Origin of the sequence: Flavobacterium sp., assembly GCF_046317795.1 — a bacterium.
Classification (GTDB): Bacteria; Bacteroidota; Bacteroidia; order Flavobacteriales; family Flavobacteriaceae; genus Flavobacterium.
The window spans coordinates 1-20,234 of record NZ_JBKCVI010000159.1 but is presented as its reverse complement, the minus strand read 5'-3'; the positions used below and the strand labels follow the sequence as shown (position 1 = coordinate 20,234).

The following is a 20,234-nucleotide window of genomic DNA, read 5'->3' as shown; positions in this document are numbered from 1 at the left end:
CCTCCCCCAACCCCTCCAAAGGAGGGGAGTTAGCCACCCCTAACCCCTCCAAAGGAGGGGACTTTAGAACGTGGGAAATTAGTAATTCAATAGGGAGTTCGCCGTCATCCAATGTTATAAAATCAAAGAATACGAAAACACGTTTGTCGGTTAGACTTCGTAATTCGGTGTTGGGGAAACCGCCACCCATGGCTATTTTTATTTCTGGAAAATTCTTTTTAATAAATTGTGCACAACGAAATGCGCTGTATAAATTACCTGGAAAAGGAACTGATAAGCAGACTAATTTGGGTTGGACATCTTGTAGTCTTTCATTCAGGATTTTGAGTGTAATAATATCAAAATAAGTTAGTTCGTTTTGCAAATGTGCATACATCTCATCAAAGGAATTGGCACTTCTACCCAATCTTTCTGCATAACGACTAAATCCAAAATTTTCATCAACACATTCCACAATAAAATCGGATAAATCTTCAAGATATAAAGTGGCAAGATGTTTTGCTTTGTCTTGCATTCCCATGGAACCAAATGCCCATCCCGAAGTTTCGGGATCATCGTCTAATTGGTCAAAACGAGAAGCTTCGGGAAGGAAGTTTCCAGAGCAAATTTGTCTTGCTAGGGTTTGGTTTTTTCCTTGGAGAAAATTGATTACAGAATCGATGGTATTGATATACGCTTCTTTTAAACTCAAAATTCGTTGAGAGTTGCGGGATTCAGGTTGTGGGTTGCGAGTTTCGGGTTGCGGGTTTCGTGTTAACTCGAAACTCGCAACCCGAAACAATTCCTCTAATCCTTCTTTTGAGAATAGTTCTAAAATCACTTCTATCCCCAAATCCATTTGGAAAGCAGTTATGCCTTTTGTATTCAAAAAACCTTTCAAGTAGGCCGTTGCTGGATAGGGCGTATTGAGTTGGGTGAATGGTGGGGTGATGAGAAGGAGGTCTTTCAATTAAAATAGGTTTTTAAGCAAAAGTAGATTGCTAAATATTATCATGCAATAAATATATATTTTTTGAACAATTTCACTTTATATTTGTAAAATAAAACTTTATTTATGAAAAAAATTTTTACTACTCTATTTTTTTTCTTTTTTTTTCACACCATTGAAGCACAAAAAGTTAATACTATTGATATTCCTAAAAGAAAAATAGAAAATAACGAAGGTAAAATAATTACTGATTCAATAGAATTAAAAAACTTCTATACTAAACAATCAGAAGAGATTGCGATAAACCTAAATCAAACCAAACAATTTAGCCCATCAGCTTTAAATGCGGTTCAAATGTGTAGTAATGGAAGTATTGAAGAATTTGAATTAGTTTCAGGAAATTATTTTTTAAAAGACTTTGAATATGGTTTTGGAGATCCTATTAACCCAATGCAATGTAAAAATGTTAATACAAATAGCAATCTAAGAATTAAACAATACAATCCTAATGATCAATTATTAATGGCTTCAACAGTACCATCAAATTATATTGACGAATATATAGGAGACATCGGTGCCTTTGACCAATTTACTATGAAAATTAATTATAAAGAATCTACTAGCACATCGGGATTAGTTCAAGCAAAACGATTTAAAACAGATAATGAAGATTATTTAAGATTTAACTATAAAGCCGTTTTACAAAGCATACCCGAAAATGATCACTTTGATGAGCAACCTTATTTTAAAGTTAGAGTAATAAAAAATAATGGAACTGTGGTTAGCGAATTTTGTTTGATAGGAAGTCCAGAAAATTGCATTTTTACTCAAGCTTCAAATCTTGAGGCTGGTAATATAGTTCTCTATACAAAAAAATGGCAAACTGGTTTATTAGATATATCAAGTATTCCAAATAATGAAGAATTTACTATTGAATTTAATGCCTCCAGATGTGGACTCAATGGGCATTTTGGTTATGTCTATGTAGATGATATTTGTATACTTCATGCTGAAGAAAGTTTAACTGGAAGTATTATACTAGATCCTTTATTTTCTATCTGTCCAACTTTGCCTATATCTATTTGCGGAAGCTTTACAATACCAAACTCTGGTGGTATCACTGCTAATCTTGAAAATATCACTCTGATTGTAAAGGATGAACAAAACACTCAAGTATATACATCAGCAATTCCAACTACATTAAATCTAACAACAAAAAGATTTTGTTTTGATATTCCAGCAACTGCTTTACCAAATATTACAACTGGGAATTATAATACCAGTGTAACAATTAATTTTGGTTTACCAGCTAATGTTAGTTTGGAAGATTGTGGAGATACCTCTTTTGAATCAGTCACGGATAGCGATGCTAATGCTGGATTTGATATTTCGTTTCTGAATTGTGGGCCAGATTGTTTGATCAATCTTCAAACAGCCACTTTGAAATTATGTGATAACAATAATGATGGAAAGGAATTTTTTAATTTAAGCAATACAAATAACACAATTGTTGGTAGTCAAACAGGATTGTCTTTCGATTATTTTGTTAGTATAGCAGATGCTCTATCGAACACAAATGCAATTACAAGTCCAACAAATTATGAAAGTAATAGTAATCATATTTTTGTACGTGTATCAATATCTGCAACCTGTTATAAGATTATTGCCATTCAATTATTAGTCGAAAATCCTAATACAACTATTTCGGGCATTTTAAATGTATGTAGTGGAAGTACAACATTAACAGCATCACCCGGTTCTAGTTATCTATGGTCTAACGGCAGTATATCACAAAGCATAAATGTATCGGCTACAGGAAATTATAGTGTTGTTGTAACTAATAGTAATGGATGTGTTTCTGATGCAACAGTAACAATATTGCCAAATCAAAGAGCAGTTTTACCAACGATAGAAGTTAATCAACCAAGCTGCTTCATAGGTACAGGTACAATAAGCGTTATTTCTCCAGCATCCGAATATAGTTTTGATGGTGGAAACACATGGATAACTAGCAATCAAGTCTCAAATTTAAGCCCTGATTTATACCTTATTAGAATTAAAACAGCTAGTGGGTGCGAATCATATGACTCTCCAGTTAGAATATATCCTTTCTTTAGTGAATTTCCTGACTATATAAAAACAGACCCAACCGAATGTGCCGGTGTTGGTTCTATAACTATAACTACAACAGGAATAGAATATAGTTTTGATGATGGATTAACGTGGAGTACTAACAACACATTAACAAATGCTCCAGTTGGTGTTTATAAAATTAGAATAAAAGACGTAAATGGCTGTATATCAAATTATAACAATGTTATTCTAAATGGAGAGTTTTTAGATGAACCAGAGTACATAAAAAATAATCCCTATTGTGGCAATTTAGGAAGTATTACAATAACTACATTAGCTAATGAATATAGTATAGATGGCGGAAATACATGGCAAACTTCAAATGTGTTTTTTAATTTGGTTGCAGATAGTTATATAATAAAAATAAAAAATGCTCAAGGTTGTACATCACCAAATGTATATGTTTACTTAAACAACCTTGAACAAACTTATCCTGAATATGAAATCGATGAAGCTGGATGTGGAGAATATGCTACAATTACTATAAAAACAGTGGCCGATGAATATAGTTTTGATGGTGGGAGTACATGGAGTATTAATAATGTATTACCAAATTTAAACTATGGTCAAACATTTCAAATAAAAGTAAAAAAAGGAATTTCTTGTTTTTCATATTCTACAAGTATTTTTATAAATTCAACATTCAGAGCTTTACCAATAGTATCTGATTATGATACATTAGTATGTGATGACTTAAATAATTCTATTGAATCTATTAACCTTAGCTCCTATAACTCGAATCTTGTAAGCAATATAAATAATTATACTTTCGAATATTACACTACTGAAAATGGAGCATTGCTCCAACTTTCTAATGACAGAATTCTCAGTATTAATAACTATCAGTTGAATACTTTTTTACCAACAATAATTTATTGCCGCGTGATTGATGTCTATAATTGCTATAGTATTGCAAAAATTAAACTTACCCTAATTGCATCTCCTTTCGTATCATTAACAGACATCTATTATTTATGTGAAAATTATACTGTTACAATAAAAGAAGATAAAATATTTGACAGCTATTTGTGGTCAAATGGTGAAACATTAAACTATACTATACTATCTCAGCCAGGTAATTACAACTTGATTGTTACTGAAAATCATAACAATTTAGTGTGTTCTACAACTCATAGTTTTGTTGTCAACTTATCCAATCCAGCTACAATTGTAGAAATCCAAATTAATGATTGGACATTTAACAATAATTCAATTAAAATTCTTGTTAACGGATTGGGAGATTATGAATATTCAATAGATGGACATACATATCAAGATAGTCCTGAGTTTTTCAACTTATATATGGGAGAACTAATAGTATATGTTCGGGACAAACACAATTGTGGTATAACGACAAAAGAAATTTATATTTTAAATTATACTCAGTTTTTCACGCCAAATGGTGATGGATACAATGATGCTTGGAGAATACAATTTTCAGAAAATGAACTACCTATTAATGTAAAAATTTATGATCGTTATGGTAAAATTTTAAAAGTTTTGAATGGAATTGATTCATGGGATGGAACTTATAACGGAAGAATGATGCCCTCAGATGATTATTGGTTTTTTGTAACTAGATCAAATGGAAAAATTCATAAAGGACATTTTACTTTGAAAAGATAACTGTTTATCTTCTCTCCTTTTTCCTCTCATCAATAAATTCATTTAGTTTTTTACCATACTTGGATTTAGAAATCTTGGGTGTCATTGATTTTTGAATGGTATCCAAGTATTTTAAATTAATATCATAAATCTCGGCTAGCGTTACGTAGGGAGACACTTCATAATTAGCATTGTTTACAGCAAAATTGGTAGTGTACAAATATTTTCTTTTTGTAATACCTTCTTGTTCGCTCTCAATTTTCGCAACTTCTTCAAGGTTTTTATCCTTATAAGCTTTGAATTTTTTTTCAATTAATTCTAAATCTTGATCTACAAATCGAGAGGCCACTTTTTTATACTCATCATACAATTCTTGATTTTTTGAACCTGTAATCTTAACATCGGCAGTAAAAAAATCTAAAGAAGTTTCGAGTTTCATAGTTCCTTTTTCGGCAAAAAAAGCGATGTTATTATCCAATGAATTTGTCACACCACGATCCAAAAACAAATATAACATCTCTGGAGATTCAATATCAAATTCGCTCATAAAATGCGAGTCGCCACTTATCACAATAGTATCAATGGGAATAAAAGCAGTGTCTTTTATTCTTTGTATGTAAAGCGTTCCGTTTTTTAATCCTTTGATATTGCCGTTTAATACGAAATTTTTGGTTGATTTTTTTTCGGAGCAGGACAGTAAAATAACTAAAGAAAATAGCGCGAGTAATGATTTGTACATGTTTATAAATTTTAACTTCGTTCAGCTTGACAAATGGTTTAGAGTAGCAATAATACTAAAAAAAATCCTCAATTCGGTTACCGAATTGAGGATATAAAGATATTTATAGTTTTAGATTATCCTTTTAACCATCCACTATGTAACTTCTCTTTTGTTGTGTCTGTAAAATTGTATCCTTCAACTTCATCCATTGATAATTTTACCTTCCCTTTTATGGTTTGCTCTTTACCATCTCTAGAAATTGTAACGGTTATTGGGTCATCAACTTTCCAATTTTGACTTTCCATTATCATGTCATAAATAGTATCGAGATTGTATTTTTTATCATTAATGGATACAATAACATCACCCCCTTTTAGCCCTAAATTGGTCATAAAATCATTTAATTCTGTACTTGGAATTACACTAATTTCTTTAGTTGTTGGGTTAACAGTTATGTAAGGAGTTGATTGATCTTTTAAAAATGGATTAATTGGCTTTTGAACTTTGGATTTCGTCACACCCATTTTTGCATAGAAAAAATCATAATTAATTGGTGTTTTTCCCGCAACATAAGTGTTTAAAAACTCACCTACTTCGGGATAAGTTAACGAAGTTATTTTAGCAAATAGCTCTTCATCATCAAATGGTTTTTCTGTACCATATTCTTTTGACAATTTTTTCATTAAGTCTAATATGCCTTTTTGTCCATTGCTTTTTTCACGAATAATAATATCAATACACATTCCAATTAAGGCCCCTTTTTCATACACATTTAAATACTGGTCTTTGTATGGTTCCACTAAAACATTAGCACTCATTTCAGTAAATGGCATAGTATCATTCAAAGTAGCCGCATTTCGAATTTTTCCGTTCATTCTTTCATAAAATTCATCCGCACTAATTAATCCTTGATTTACTTGAAATAAATTGGCGAAATATTCGGTAACGCCTTCATACATCCATAAATGTTTTGACATTTTTGGATTGTTGTAATCAAAAAATTGAATCTCTTTAGAGTGAATACTTAATGGCGTTACAATATGAAAAAATTCATGTGAAACCACATCTTTCATTTGTTCTGCAATAGCTGCCGCAGGCATCATTTCTGGAAAAACAACCGTGGTAGAAGTGTGATGCTCTAATGCGCCAAATCCTTGTGCATCATTCCCTTGCATATCCGATAGATAAAGTAAAACTGTATAGCGTTTGTTGTTATTTATTGGACCTAAAAAAGTTTTTTGGGCACGCATTGTTTTCTCTAAATCGGGCATTATTGATTTGGCAGAGTGTGTACCACTTGGAGAATATACACTTAACAAAATTTCCATTCCATCTACCATAAAAGTTTCATAATCAGGTTTGGAATACATAATTGGGTTATCTGTAATTTCAAAATAGCGTGTGGCAACAAAATTATCAATGGTATCACTTTTGTTTGTATCGATAAGAGAAGTAGCTCCAAATAAAGTGGCAGGATGTAATACAGTTAGCACATAATTTATTTCTGTTTTACCTTCAAAATAACCCACAAAACAATGGTTGTTTAACATAAAGTTTTTACCTTCAAGAATATTGCTTCCAGCCGGTGAAAAAATATCTTCTTTACCAAATCCCCCACCTTTTTCAGTATCATAAGTATCATTTACCCAATAGGTTATTTTTGATAATTTTTTAGAATTGCTGATTTTCCAGGAATTGTCATCGGTTTTTGTCGTAGCTAATTCTTTTCCTTTGGCGTCAAATGCTTTTAAATCATCTATTAGTTTTCCGTAATTATCTGTTGAATAGGTTCCAGGAACCGTTTTTGGTATGTGATAAACAACTTCATTCGAGGAGAATTTTGGTGGTGTAACCGTTACCATTACTTTATCGTCTTTCACTTGATTTAAGTCGATGGTAACTTTTACTTCCTCGGTTGTAGCTTTTTTTTGTGCAACGGCATTAAAACTAAATAATGATAGTGTAAGAATGGCACTCAGAATATGTATTTTCATTTCTAATAATTTAAAATTTTTAAATAAGTCAACAAAAATAGTTAATAGTTACAAAAAGAAGATTTTATTTGGAAATGATTAACTTTTATTCATAAAAAAAACTCTTGCAAAGCAAGAGTTAATATTTAATCCAGTTTATTTTTAAAATAATATTTACTGTCTAAATCATCGTCAAACTCATCGATGATTGGTTTGGGTTTGGGCTTACTTCCAGACGCTTTCTTTTTCCAAAGCTCAAATTTATCTTTGGATAAACGTTTACGCATCAATTCGGTTACATCATTTTCTGAAAGACCAAATTCTTCTTTTATTACTTCAAAAGGTTTGCGTTCCTCTTGTGCCATGGAGACAACTCTTTCAATTTTTTCGTTGTCAAAATCTGCAAGCTTACTTTTTTTCATTTCTGTAAAAGTATTTAATTAAATAGTTTTTATCTGATTAATTTATAATTCAATATTAGTAAAAAAAATAATTACTTTTCAAAACAGTATGAAATTTTTTCAAGTACTACGAATTTGAGGATCGATATTTTTGAAAAGGAATTGATAATAAATTTGATAACTTGTTGTTTTCTTCAGGTTTCATGTGTGTATCAACGCCATACACTAACTTGTCTCTATCCAGGGTTTTGAAGGTGCCAAACAATCTATCCCAAACCGAAAATATATTGCCATAATTACTATCTGTGTAAGGTAAAACATAATGATGATGGACTTTATGCATGTCGGGTGAAACGATAAAATAACTTAAGAAATTATCCATTTTTTTGGGTAACGATATATTGGCATGGGTAAATTGTGTAGAAAGAACAGACATTGTTTGGTATAAAAACACCAACCACATTGGGCAACCAACCAAAAAAACTCCCAACGTTGTAAAAATAAAACGAATGACACTTTCCCCAGGATGATGTCTATTGGCTGAAGTAGTATCTATCCAAGTATCGGTATGATGAATGAGATGAAATCGCCAAAGAAATTTGACTTTATGCTCAACCAAATGAGCCAAATAAGCTCCAATCAAATCCAAAAGTAGCAATCCTATAATGGCAAACAACCAAGGATTCAATTCGGGTAACCTATTTAGAATTCCAAAACTGTTTTCGGTTGTCCATTGTGCCGTTTTGAGTAATAGTAATGCCAAACCAAAATTGACAACTATAGTAGTTAGGGTGAAAAAGAGGTTTATTCCAGCGTGTTGCCATTTGTTATATTGAAACTTTACAAAAGGAACTGCTGATTCTATCAGCCAAAAAAAAGCTATTCCACCAGCCAAAATCAAAGCTCGGTGTGAAGAGGGAATTGTTGAAAAATAGTTTATTATCTCATTCATGTTTGCTATTTTATTCAAATATAGTAAAATACTAAATTATTTAATTATTCGGAAAGTGAGATTTATTCTTGGTTCAATTATTTTGGAGGTTTTCGGAATTTGATGTTTCCAAAAGTGCTGTGTTTCACCTTTCATCAAGAGTAAACTGCCATGTTCAAGGTTTATTTTTATTTTTTGTTCCTTGATGGTATTGTGCCGTAAATGAAAACTTCTTTCAGCTCCTAAACTGAGAGAAGCGATAACTGGATTTTGACCTAATTCTTTTTCATTATCCGCATGCCAACCGTTACTGTCTTTTCCGTCGCGATAGAGGTTGAGTAAAACGGTGGTGAAATTTGCTTTAGAAACCTCTTCGATTTCGTCTTTAATTAATTGTAACAACGGATTCCACGGATGAGGTTGCATCACAATATTTGAATACGCGTAAGGTTTGCCTTCATTACCAAAAAGTGCTGTCAATCTGGGTTGTGAATAGGTTTTGCCAAAAACAGTAATATCATCTTGCTGCCAAGGAATTTCATTTTTGAGTTTCTCCAATAATTCATTGGCTCGATTGCTTTCAAAGAAATTTGGATAATATTCTATGTCAGCGTTTGGTAGATTAAACTGTAATTTATCTTTGGTAAAAAGTGAATTCATAGTACAAAAATAAAGAGAAAACATTGAAATTAATCAACGTTTTCTCTTCACACTATTGAGGATTGTATTTTATGCTTCTGAATGATCTTGCAGTAGATTTTTATATACCAAACCTGCCACAACAGCACCTAAAATTGGTGCCGCCCAAAATAACCAAACTTGCGATAAAGCTTCACCTTGCACAAATACTGCTTGCGACAATGAACGAGCAGGATTTACGGAAGTGTTGGTTATTGGAATACTTATTAAGTGAATTAATGTCAACGCTAAACCTATAGCAACTCCAGCAAATTTTCCATTAGCAAATTTATCAGTAGCACCAAGAATTACGATTAGAAAGAAAAATGTCAAAATGAATTCAGCCATAAATGCAGATTGCATGGAATAGCCATCAGGAGAAAAAGCCCCAAAACCATTGGAAGCAAAAGCACCAGCTTTGGTATTATCTATTGCAAAACCAGCTTTTCCAGAACAAATGGCAACTAAAGTTCCAGCCGCAGCTAATCCACCAACACATTGAGCAACAATATAGGGTGCTAATTCTTTAGCCGAAAAACGACCGCTTGCCCATAATCCAAATGAAACTGCCGGATTAAAATGACCTCCAGAAATGTGACCAACAGCATACGCCATAGTCAAAACGGTTAATCCAAATGCAAGTGAAACTCCAACATATCCAATGCCATTCATGCCATCAGTGTTGTTGCTACAAGCGATAAGTGCGCTACCACAACCGCCAAAGACAAGCCAATAAGTGCCAAAAAATTCTGCGAATAATTTTCTCATAAGTTTTAATTTTTAATCACGTTTTTTGTGATATGGTTATAAATTTAAAATTAAAAAAAAAATAGGTTGAAGAAAATTATCAAAAAAGAAACTTATCAACAGTCAAAAAGTTACAATAACCGTTTTTTAACCCTAATATTCATTACAATTACAGCTATAATTATTAACAAGACACCTATCCATTGCCAAAAATTAACGGTCTCATTTAGAATAATGAATGCCATTAAAACGGAAACTGGTAATTCCAAAGCGGAAACAATACTTCCCAATCCAATACCGGTTAATGGAAAACCTGCGTTTAATAATATAGGTGGAATAACGGTACCAAAAAGTGCTATCAAAATTCCCCATTTATAAAAAATGTCATAATTGAATGGTGTATGCTGCGTTAACAAAGCAAAGAGTAACACAATTATTCCTCCACCCAAAAGCATGTATAAACTTCGCTGAGCTGAGGAAATAGACGTAGCAATTTTATTTGCTGCATACATAGTTGTGGTAAAAGAAGCAGCAGCAAGTAATCCTAGAACAATTCCTATCCAATCAAGTTCGATTGTATCATTAAAAAGATTTGTTGCCAAAGCTGTTCCGAGTAAAACTATTGATACAGCAACTATTTTAATTCTAGAAGGCAACTTTTTTTCTAAAAACATTTCCAAAACAACTCCCATCCAAACAGTTTGCATTAACAAAACGATACCAATAGAAACAGGAATGTATTGAACTGCTAAATAATAAAAAATGCTTGTTAATCCGGTTGAAGTTCCCACTAACATTAATGATTTTATTTCTTTAGATGTTGCCTTTATGACTTTATTCCCTTTTCTATTTTTTTGAAATAAATTAATAATTAGTATCAATAAAATACCAATTACAAATTGAGCCGTAATAACTTCAGCCGGAGTATAATGAAGTCCTTGTGAACTAGTATCAGCATACGCTAATTTTACAAAAGTAGCTAGCATACCATAGCTTGTAGCTCCAAGTCCAACAAGAAAAACTCCCTTCAGCATTTTATTTCCAATCATTAGTTTCTTTTTTAAAAAGCGGACAAAGATATAGAATTGAAATTGTTCTTCAGAATGTCCCGTCCTAAATAATCGATACAGATTATTTAGGACGGGACACTTTGATAAAAATAGGTGTAAAAACAAAAAAGAGTAATTAACTTTTTTTATGTAATTTAGGAATTAGAAAAAAAAGATTTTGCGAAACTTAAGATCAGAAAACAATAACAATTTTATCAGTATAATGCGGGTTTAAAAGATATTTGAGCTTACAAACTATTTTATTTACAGATTAGCAAAAGGTATCAGAATTAGCATGCCTTAGAGCGCTATTATTGACTGAGCATAAAGTTTTATTAGATTTGTTTAAAATAAATTATAATGAATTATAATAGAATAATTGCATTTATTGTTATAGTACAACTTTTTTCAAATTGTGCAAGCGTAGAAAAATACAACAAAAGTATTTCCGAAAATCTTTCCGAACAACAGCAAATAGAAGATATAAATTACCTTCAAAATAAAATTTATAAAAATCAACCAGCAATTGATTTATTTATAAAAAAAGATGCTTTAGATAAAAAATTTGACAGTTTAAGACAATTGGCCAAAACACCAAAAAAATCAAACGAATTTTTTTTAAGTGTCGCTCCCGTTGTATATTCAATTAAGCAAGGACATAATTTTGTAGGTACAGTTACTCGAAAATTAAACAAGAAAGAAACAAAAAGAATAACCAAACTAGGTAAAAACCCTTATTCTCAATTTGATTATTTTTATGAAGGTAATAAATTGTATATACTCAACAATTTTTCAAAGGATACTTTAATTCCAATAGGTACTGAAGTGCTTAAAATAGAGCAATTAACTCCGCAACAAATTAAAGAGAAATATCAGAATACCTTGGTGTCAGACGGTTTTAACACGACGTATTACAGCTATTCCTTTGCCAAAAAAGTTCCTGTATATGCACAAGTAGAATTAGGCATAGTAGATAGTTTAAAGTATCAATTTAAATTCAAAGATTCTATTTTTGAAAGAACAATTTATAGACCTAATTTTAAGAAAAATAATAGTAGTACAAAAAAAAATAAAATTGTAAAAAAAACAGGCAACAAACAAGAACTAAAAGCCAAAAACAAAATAGAACGGAAAAAAAAAGCGCTCTACGGTTATGATTCTTTCAGAAAACAATACAATAGAGAGTTAACTTTTAAAACTATCGATAGCAGTGTAGCTGTAATGAAGATTAGAGGTTTTAGTACCGGAAATTATAAAGATTTTTACAAACAAAGTTTTGAATTATTGCAAAAAAAACAAACTAAGACTTTAATACTAGATTTAAGAAATAATCCAGGTGGTAAGCTTAATGATATAAATAATCTGGCGAGTTATTTTACAGATAAAACCTATCAATTGATAGAACCGGCGTTTTTAGCGAGAAGGTCAGCACTTTGGCAGAGCAGTTATTTCAAAGGAGCTCCATTACTAGCAATACCTTTTATGGCAAGTGCGTTTCCTATAATCAAAACTATAGAATATGTACGACCTAAGAAAAATGATAATGGAAATTATACTTATGCTATGAAAGCATCAAAAATGCAAAAACCAAATCCTTTAAACTTTAAAGGAAAAGTATATGTCTTAATTAATGGCGGAAGTTTTTCAGCATCTTGTATAATTTCTGCGCACTTAAAAACCTTAAAAAATGTCACTTTTGTAGGAGAAGAAACAGGTGGAGGTGCTAATCAAACAACCGCAGGCAGAATGCCAACGTTTGAAATGCCCAATTCTAAACTCAATTTTAGTGTTTTGTTAATGGATATAAGACCAAAAAATCAAACCGAAATATTTGGAAGAGGAATCATGCCCGATATACCAATTAATTACACAATAAATGATGTACGTAACAACACTGATTCTCAAATGGAATGGATTGAAAAAGATATTAGTAGAAAAAAGTAAAAATGAATTTGTGTTCATAGATAGCAATAAGATAAGTACATTAAAAAAAACAACATATCGTTTTTTGTAACAATTTAATACTCAAAATAAATTTACTTATCAAAGCTGAACAATTAAATTAAACCAAAGCCCAAGCTAACGTACGAAGAATCCCTTCGCATGTTACTTTATTATAAAACATTCTGTTAACACTAAACCCTACTATCGCTAACAGGGTTTTATTATTATATAAGTCTAAAATCAATGACCGCCGCTTATTTCAGCATTTGGATTTAACCCTTGATTTTTTAATATTTTAGTAACTATGTAAGCAAAAAAAGTAAGATATACAAAACAAGTAACACAAACCCAATACGAAATTTCTATAGTAAACATATCAGCCAATTTTCCTTGTAGAGGAGGAATAAATGCTCCACCTAAAATCATCATTATTAAAAATGCAGAACCTTGTGAAGTATATTTTCCCAAACCTTGTGTTGCTAAAGAAAAAATACAAGGCCACATTACAGAACAAAATAATCCTCCACTAACTAAAGCAAAAACACCAACTGAACCAGTCGAGTAAATTCCAACAATCATTGCAACAATTCCCATTAAACCAAAAATAAGAAGCGTTCTAGCTGGCTTTTCTTGACCTAATTTAAAGCCGAGGATTTGAATTATTATTACAGCAGCGTAGGGCAAAATTGGAACAATTGTTGAAAAATTTATTCCTTTTTCTCCCATGTCACCAATCATATTTGAAATTAATATGACTAAAAATGCAATATATGGAACAACAATAAATGCTATCTGTTTTGCTGAAGATTTCAAATTGAAAACAGAAATCGCACCTGACCATCTTCCAATCATCAAACTACCCCAATATAATGAAATTAACATTGGTGTAATATTTTCCCAATATTTATTCGTGTTTCCTGTTTTAGCATCTAAAACTTTTAAATATTCTCCTAAATTACTTTGAATTGCTACTTCTACTCCAACATAGGCAAAAATACCTAGCATTCCTAAAACTAGTTGAGGATATTTTAATGCTCCCCAACCTTTTGGATTAGATTCGGATGATTTCATTGCAAAAATTAATCCTAAAACCAGAGCAAAAATTCCAATAATAATTAAATATAAACTCAAATTACTATCATGATCAACGTCGCTTTTAGTATATTGAATAAATATAATTGACAGTACAGTTACTAAAACAATTGTGATTAAACTTAATAAAATTGTTGCTTTAGACTCATTTTCAATGGAAGCATCATTTTTTCCATCTGGCAATTTTTTTGAAAACTTAAAGAGTAAAGCAGCAACCAAAAAAGCAACACCTATAATTACATATAACCATTGTACAGTGCTTAAACTCAATCCAGGAATAAGACTTTCATCTAATTTTGTTGTTCCCAATAGTGCTAATGCGAATATTATTGGCCCTATCGTTGTTCCAAACGAATTAATTCCTCCTGCTAAATTTAATCTATGAGCACCTGTTGATTCATCGCCTAAAGAAATAGCAAATGGCTGCGCTGCAGTTTGTTGCAAAGAAAATCCTAGAGCGATTATAAATAAAGCACCTAAAATAAATGCGAATTTATTTGAACTTAATGCTGGAAACATAACAAATGCTCCAATTACTGAAAGTATCAAACCATAAACAATTCCATTTTTTAATCCCCAAGAATTTAAAAAATCTTTCTTCCCAATTACAGAAAACAAGAATAATAAAAAGGCACCAATATAATAGGCAAAATAGAAAGCTGAGTCAATTAATTGACTTTGAAATTGTGATAAATTAAATTTAGCTTTACAAAATGGTATAAAAACTCCATTTGAAGCTCCGATAAAACCCCAAAAAAAGAATACACCAATAAGTGTATATAATGCTGGATAATTAGTTTTTTGTTCTGTACTCATGGTTTTTTTGTTATTGGTTAATGGTTATTTTTGTATAATGTATTGTTGTGTAATCTATTGTTGTATAATGTATTGTTGTATGATGTAGAATTGAATTTGTTATTGATATTGAAATTGATATTGAAATTGATATTGCTATAAATTTTAACCACAAAGTTCACTAAGTTTTGCACAAAGTTCACTAAGTAACTTAAAATATAGAATTGATTATACTATTACTTTTTACTTTTTACTTTTTACTTTTTACTCCTAACTTCCAACTCCCAACTACTCACTCTTCACTACTTCACTCCTCACTCCAATACCGTTATTATTAAACGCTTCAATTTGGAAATAATAGGCATCCGAACGGTCAAGTCCGTTGAAATAGTATTCGGTTTTACCATAGACTATAATCGAACCGTATAATTTGTCCGCCGATTTGCCGAAGTAAATTACGTAACCATCGGCATTGGGTTCTTGTTGCCATTTGAACCAAACGTTTCTGCGTTCGCCTTTCACTCGTGGTCCAGAACGTAGCGGAATAAATCCTTTTACTTCGGCTGGTTTTTCGCCGCTTCCTTTTCCAAAAATACGAAAACCACTAATCGCAAATTTACCTGTTGGCATGCTAATATTTTCTAGCTTCAAATAATGAGCAACGAGTGGCTTTTGTAATTCGATGTATTCGTGCGGCACATCTTTGGTGCTTTTGCTTTTATCAATGGCTACTTTCCAATTCTTGTTATCATCAGAGGTGTAAATGATGTATTTGTGTCCAGTTGTGGTATCGGGTTTGCCCATGATGTCCGCATCTTGGTCAGCATAGTTGATTTGGATTGCGTTGATGGTACTTTTTTCACCCAAATCAGAAATCAAATATTCGCCTTTGTTAGCCGTTTTTGCCGACCAATAGGTTTTAATATCTTCATCAACAGCAAGATTGGGTTGAAAGCCACCTAAAGTTGAAGAAACCTGAACGGGTTTGTTGTAATTGAGTAACATCCATCCCGCAAAACTTTCGCTTAAATGACCCTTGTTTCCCGATGGTAAAAACGTTGGATAATCGCCGTAAGCTGTATTGGAATAAAGAATATCGTCTTTATCAAAACCAGCAGGCCAAATGCCTAATCGGCGTTCAAAGTTATTTTTCACACAAATGCCAATCGTGGAAACATGCCAATAGTGATTATTCACATCTGTGAAAGTCGCACCATGTCCAGCACCGCGAGCAAATCCGCCAGGTTTATAGGAAAACGGATTGTGCGATTGGTATTCAAATGGTCCAAGAGGATGATTCCCCACATAAACGCCATCAGCATACCCGCTGAATTCCGTTCCCGGCGCACCATATTGCAAAAAATATTTATCTTTATGTTTGGTCATAAAAGCACCTTCAGTAAACGGTTGTAAAAAGGTATTATCGTTGTGTTCGCCAAAGCGTTCCCAACCGTGTTCGTAGTCATTCAATGCTAAAACAGGAATGCGTTCGCCTTCGGGTTGAAAGGTTTTGCGGTTGAGTTTCATTCCGTAAAGCGGGTATAAATTACTCGAACCATAATATTCATAAATTTCATCGGTGTCTTTATCCCAAAATAGTTGCGGATCCCAAGCAGCAGCTTCCGATTTGTGGATGAGTTCTTTCCATTCGCCTTTTGACGGATTGGTGCTCATCCAAAGTGGAAATTCTTTGCCGTGGGTTGAACCAACCACTAGTAAGGTATCATTGACAAAAGACAACGATGGTGCGCAAAGTTCGTCATAGACTTTATGCTCAGGGCGAAGAAATTTTTTTGATATATATTTCCAATCAGACATGTCCTTACTGTGCCAGTAACCCCATTGATTAGTAGAAAAAAGGTAATATTCGCCTTTGAAAAAAGTGATTACAGGATCGGCAGTGGCTCGATGTTTTCCTTGTTTTACAAAATCGGGAATGGGACAATAGCCATAGTCAATATTGATGGGGTTGCAATAGGTTTTGTTTTGTGCGGTAACTTCAATCGAAAAAATTGAAAAAATCAAAAAAACCAAAATTAAGTTTTTCTTAATGATACTAGTCCTACTATATTTAAAATAACTTTTCAATTCTTGAAGTTGATTTTTGATATTGATATTTAATTTGTTATTGAAATTGATATTGATATTGAATTTGTTATTGAAATTGCTATTGAATTAATTAATCGGAGTAAAGCTAACCGCCGTTCCACCTCCAGCTGCCAAAACCAGTTTTAATTTTGACTTTGAAGTAACGGTCAACGTTTTAATCTCGTAGTTTACGGGGTTTTTCTCCCAATGGGCTGTCTTCCCATCTTGATAAATGGTGGCTTTGTATTTTGTATTTGGCGAAAGAAAATCCAGTTTAATTTCGGAATTTCTAGCATTTTCATCGGTGATAGCTCCAAGAAACCAATTTTCGGATTGTTTATCTTTTCGAGCAACGGTTAAATAATCGCCTGGTTCGGCCTCAAGATACTTACTGTCTTGCCAATCAACCGCAACGTCTTTGATGAACTGAAAAGCATCTGGATATTTCTCGTAATTTTCGGGTAAATCGGCTGCCATTTGCAACGGTGAATACATGGTTATATAGAGCGCCAATTGTTTAGCTAAAGTGGTATGCACTTGTTCTTTTTTTGACTTGTCGTAATAATTCATTTTGATTTCAAAAATTCCTGGTGTATAATCCATTGGTCCGCCAAGAAGTCGTGTAAACGGTAAAATAGTTTCGTGCATGGGTGGATTTCCGTTGCTCCACGCATTGAATTCGTTTCCGCGAGCTGCTTCGGCTGCAATATAATTTGGATAGGTTCTATGATAACCTGTTGGCCGTGAACTTTCGTGTGAGTTGACCATCATTTTATAATCGGCAAAACGGCGTGCAACAAAGTTGTAGTGATTGACCATGGTTTGTCCGTCATGAAATTCACCACGTGGAATAATTCTTCCAACATAACCTGATTTAGCGGCAGGATAACCGTATTTTTTCATCAATTCTAAAGCTCTGTCCAAATGTCTTTCATAATTGGCAACTGAACTTGAAGTTTCATGATGCATAATCATTTTGATGCCTTTGGATGTAGCATACGCATTAATTTCGGCTAAATTATAATCGGGATAAGGTGTTATAAAATCGAAAACGTCTTCTTTCCAATTACCAAACCAATCTTCCCAACCCACGTTCCATCCTTCGACCAAAACACCGTCAAAACCGTGCTTGGCAGCAAAATCAATGTAACGTTTTGTATTGGCAGTTGTAGCGCCGTGTTTTCCAGAAGGAATTAAATCTTTGGTCAATACGTTTTGTGCATTTTGTGAACCTGCATAATCCCAAGTCGATTTGCCTATGTGCATTTCCCACCAAATACCGACATATTTCATAGGTTTTATCCAAGAAGTATCATCAATTTTAGAAGGTTCGTTTAGGTTTAAAATCATTTTGGAACCTATAATATCACGAGCATCATCACTAACCATAATCGTGCGCCAAGGTGAAACACAAGGTGTTTGCAGATACGCTTTATCGCCAATAGAGTTGGGAACCAAATGAGATGTTAAAGCATACGTTTTTGGGTTGACATCCAAATGCATGACCGGATAATTGACAACAGCTGCTTCAAAAATATTGATATAAATTCCATCTTCCGATTTCATCATCAACGGGGATTGCACAGCATATTTGCTGAAAATAGTTTTTAAACCAATACCATTGTTTAAGTTGACATTATCGGTGTTAATTTCAGAAAGTTTGGTTTCTTCATAAGGATATTCTTGACTGTCATAATCGCCTGGTATCCAAAAAGTTTTGTGGTTTCCTGCTAAGTTAAACTCGGTTTTCTCCTCTTTAATTATGAAATAATTCAAGTCTTTTTGTTTAGGAAATTCATAACGAAAAGCTACTCCTTCATCATATACTTTGAAAATAATATTCATTTTTCTATTCGTACCGGCTTGCGACAAGGCAACTTTCATTTCGTTATAGTGATTAATGATGCTTGCTTGTTCACCCAAAACAGGTTTCCAACTTTCGTTAAACGTTATATTTTTTATCCCATCACTAGAAAAATTAGTAGCAAGATTAGAACCATCTTTCAAATAAATTCCTAATGCACTTTGAAGTATAACTGGTTTATTTTTAAAGGTAACCGAATAAGTAGGTCTGCCGTTTTCTGCTAATCCAAAATCGAGCAAGATTTGCTTGGAAGGCGATTGAATACTTTGTGCAGAAATACAAAAAACAAATAAAAGCAAAGCGATAGAAAGTATTTTTTTCATATGTAGATAATTATTGTTTTTTTAAGGTCTCCCGATAGCTATCGGGAGTAATCACCTTATCTTCATTGGTGTTTGTTTGCAACAAACTTGTTGTTAATGGTGATTTCATATAATCATATTTTTGCTAAAGATAGAAAAACTTGCCTTTTTAAAAAAACCTTTGGCAGTTGCTAAGAGTTTTTATTGAAGATCACAAAAAACTTAATTAACTAAATCAAATTCAATTTTGTTTGTAGTATCAGAATTGGTTCCGATAAATATTTCGAATTTTCCTGGCTCTGCAACAAATTGCAAATCAGCATTATAAAACTTTAAATCTTCAATCGAAATTTCAAAGGTGACAGTTTTAGTTTCTCCTTTTTTAATTTCTATTTTTTGAAAACCTTTTAGTTCTTTTAATGGACGAGTAACCGAACCGACGACATCGCGAATGTATAATTGAACCACTTCTTTTCCATCAAATTTACCCGAATTGGTTACAGGTACGGAAACTTTAATGGTTTCTGACGGAGTCATTTTATTTGATGAAATAGATAAGTTACCATAAGTAAAAGTAGTGTAGCTTAATCCAAATCCAAAAGGAAATAACGGATCGTTTCGTTCATCAATGTAATTTGTTTTAAACTTCTCAAATTTTCCTTCTTTGTTTACTAGTGGTCTTCCTGTGTTTTTATGAGCATAATAAATGGGAATTTGACCAATAGATCTTGGAAAAGTCATTGTTAATTTTCCCGAAGGATTTTCGTCACCAAATAATACATCGGCTATAGCATATCCGGCTTCACTACCTGCAAACCAAACATCTAAGATAGCTGGAACAGTGGAGTTTTCATCGGTTAAAACTAGCGGTCTTCCATTGAATAAAACTAACACTATAGGTTTTCCAGTTTTGACTAATTCATTTAACAAATCTTTCTGGGCTTGCGGAATTTCAATGTTCGTTCGGCTACTACATTCGCCGC

13 protein-coding genes and 1 pseudogene are annotated in these 20,234 nt (G+C 32.5%); 2 read left to right on the top strand and 12 right to left on the bottom strand.

Going from position 1 to position 20,234, the window contains the following annotated elements:
• Positions 1–949, bottom strand: a pseudogene (locus ACK5ON_RS09675) (radical SAM protein); the annotation flags it as partial.
• 105 nt (positions 950–1,054) lie between these two features.
• On the opposite strand from ACK5ON_RS09675, the gene ACK5ON_RS09670 reads away from it, so the two are divergent.
• Positions 1,055–4,687, top strand: coding sequence for a T9SS type B sorting domain-containing protein (locus ACK5ON_RS09670; protein ID WP_409821990.1), 3,633 nt, complete (start codon positions 1,055–1,057; stop codon positions 4,685–4,687).
• A gap of 4 nt (positions 4,688–4,691) precedes the next feature.
• On the opposite strand, the gene ACK5ON_RS09665 is transcribed toward ACK5ON_RS09670, so the two are convergent.
• The 7 genes from ACK5ON_RS09665 to ACK5ON_RS09635 form a co-directional block, all read right to left on the bottom strand.
• On the bottom strand, positions 4,692–5,405 hold the full coding sequence (locus ACK5ON_RS09665) for a DUF4369 domain-containing protein (RefSeq protein ID WP_409821988.1): 714 nt from the start codon (positions 5,403–5,405) through the stop codon (positions 4,692–4,694).
• A 116-nt stretch (positions 5,406–5,521) separates the two neighbouring features.
• Positions 5,522–7,381, bottom strand: coding sequence for a peptidase M61 (locus ACK5ON_RS09660; RefSeq protein ID WP_409821986.1), 1,860 nt, complete (start codon positions 7,379–7,381; stop codon positions 5,522–5,524).
• 125 nt (positions 7,382–7,506) lie between these two features.
• A complete protein-coding gene (locus tag ACK5ON_RS09655; protein ID WP_396175300.1) occupies positions 7,507–7,782 on the bottom strand; it encodes a TIGR03643 family protein in 276 nt (91 codons plus the stop codon).
• A gap of 106 nt (positions 7,783–7,888) precedes the next feature.
• The gene (locus ACK5ON_RS09650; RefSeq protein WP_409821983.1) at positions 7,889–8,713 is read right to left on the bottom strand and encodes a sterol desaturase family protein; all 825 of its coding nucleotides are present in this window, start codon (positions 8,711–8,713) and stop codon (positions 7,889–7,891) included.
• Positions 8,714–8,749: 36 nt separating this feature from the next.
• A complete protein-coding gene (locus ACK5ON_RS09645) occupies positions 8,750–9,352 on the bottom strand; it encodes an alpha-ketoglutarate-dependent dioxygenase AlkB family protein (RefSeq protein WP_396175304.1) in 603 nt (200 codons plus the stop codon).
• A 69-nt stretch (positions 9,353–9,421) separates the two neighbouring features.
• The gene (gene aqpZ, locus ACK5ON_RS09640) at positions 9,422–10,138 is read right to left on the bottom strand and encodes an aquaporin Z (RefSeq protein ID WP_396157135.1); all 717 of its coding nucleotides are present in this window, start codon (positions 10,136–10,138) and stop codon (positions 9,422–9,424) included.
• Positions 10,139–10,248: 110 nt separating this feature from the next.
• Entirely contained in the window at positions 10,249–11,166 is a 918-nt protein-coding gene (locus ACK5ON_RS09635) for an EamA family transporter (RefSeq protein ID WP_396175306.1), read from the bottom strand.
• Between the two features lie 360 nt (positions 11,167–11,526).
• On the opposite strand from ACK5ON_RS09635, the gene ACK5ON_RS09630 reads away from it, so the two are divergent.
• Positions 11,527–13,110 (top strand): S41 family peptidase, encoded by a 1,584-nt coding sequence (locus ACK5ON_RS09630; protein ID WP_409821980.1) that lies wholly within the window; start codon positions 11,527–11,529, stop codon positions 13,108–13,110.
• Positions 13,111–13,350: 240 nt separating this feature from the next.
• Here ACK5ON_RS09630 and ACK5ON_RS09625 read toward each other — a convergent pair whose 3' ends face one another.
• From ACK5ON_RS09625 to ACK5ON_RS09610, 4 genes are all read right to left on the bottom strand, one after another.
• Positions 13,351–15,018: an MFS transporter gene (locus ACK5ON_RS09625; protein ID WP_396176100.1), complete on the bottom strand. Its 1,668-nt coding sequence runs from the start codon at positions 15,016–15,018 to the stop codon at positions 13,351–13,353.
• Positions 15,019–15,285: 267 nt separating this feature from the next.
• A complete protein-coding gene (locus ACK5ON_RS09620; RefSeq protein WP_409821978.1) occupies positions 15,286–17,022 on the bottom strand; it encodes a family 43 glycosylhydrolase in 1,737 nt (578 codons plus the stop codon).
• A gap of 150 nt (positions 17,023–17,172) precedes the next feature.
• On the bottom strand, positions 17,173–19,272 hold the full coding sequence (locus tag ACK5ON_RS09615; protein ID WP_409821976.1) for a glycoside hydrolase family 97 protein: 2,100 nt from the start codon (positions 19,270–19,272) through the stop codon (positions 17,173–17,175).
• Between the two features lie 201 nt (positions 19,273–19,473).
• A partial coding sequence (locus ACK5ON_RS09610; RefSeq protein WP_409821974.1) for a glycoside hydrolase family 3 C-terminal domain-containing protein occupies positions 19,474–20,234 on the bottom strand: 761 nt, incomplete at its 5' end.

Coding starts and splice junctions, on each gene's coding strand:
- ACK5ON_RS09670 (WP_409821990.1), top strand. CDS start 1,055: ATGAAAAAAATTTTTACTACTCTATTTTTTTTCTTTTTTTTTCACACC.
- ACK5ON_RS09665 (WP_409821988.1), bottom strand. CDS start 5,405: ATGTACAAATCATTACTCGCGCTATTTTCTTTAGTTATTTTACTGTCC.
- ACK5ON_RS09660 (WP_409821986.1), bottom strand. CDS start 7,381: ATGAAAATACATATTCTGAGTGCCATTCTTACACTATCATTATTTAGT.
- ACK5ON_RS09655 (WP_396175300.1), bottom strand. CDS start 7,782: ATGAAAAAAAGTAAGCTTGCAGATTTTGACAACGAAAAAATTGAAAGA.
- ACK5ON_RS09650 (WP_409821983.1), bottom strand. CDS start 8,713: ATGAATGAGATAATAAACTATTTTTCAACAATTCCCTCTTCACACCGA.
- ACK5ON_RS09645 (WP_396175304.1), bottom strand. CDS start 9,352: ATGAATTCACTTTTTACCAAAGATAAATTACAGTTTAATCTACCAAAC.
- aqpZ (WP_396157135.1), bottom strand. CDS start 10,138: ATGAGAAAATTATTCGCAGAATTTTTTGGCACTTATTGGCTTGTCTTT.
- ACK5ON_RS09635 (WP_396175306.1), bottom strand. CDS start 11,166: ATGATTGGAAATAAAATGCTGAAGGGAGTTTTTCTTGTTGGACTTGGA.
- ACK5ON_RS09630 (WP_409821980.1), top strand. CDS start 11,527: ATGAATTATAATAGAATAATTGCATTTATTGTTATAGTACAACTTTTT.
- ACK5ON_RS09625 (WP_396176100.1), bottom strand. CDS start 15,018: ATGAGTACAGAACAAAAAACTAATTATCCAGCATTATATACACTTATT.
- ACK5ON_RS09615 (WP_409821976.1), bottom strand. CDS start 19,272: ATGAAAAAAATACTTTCTATCGCTTTGCTTTTATTTGTTTTTTGTATT.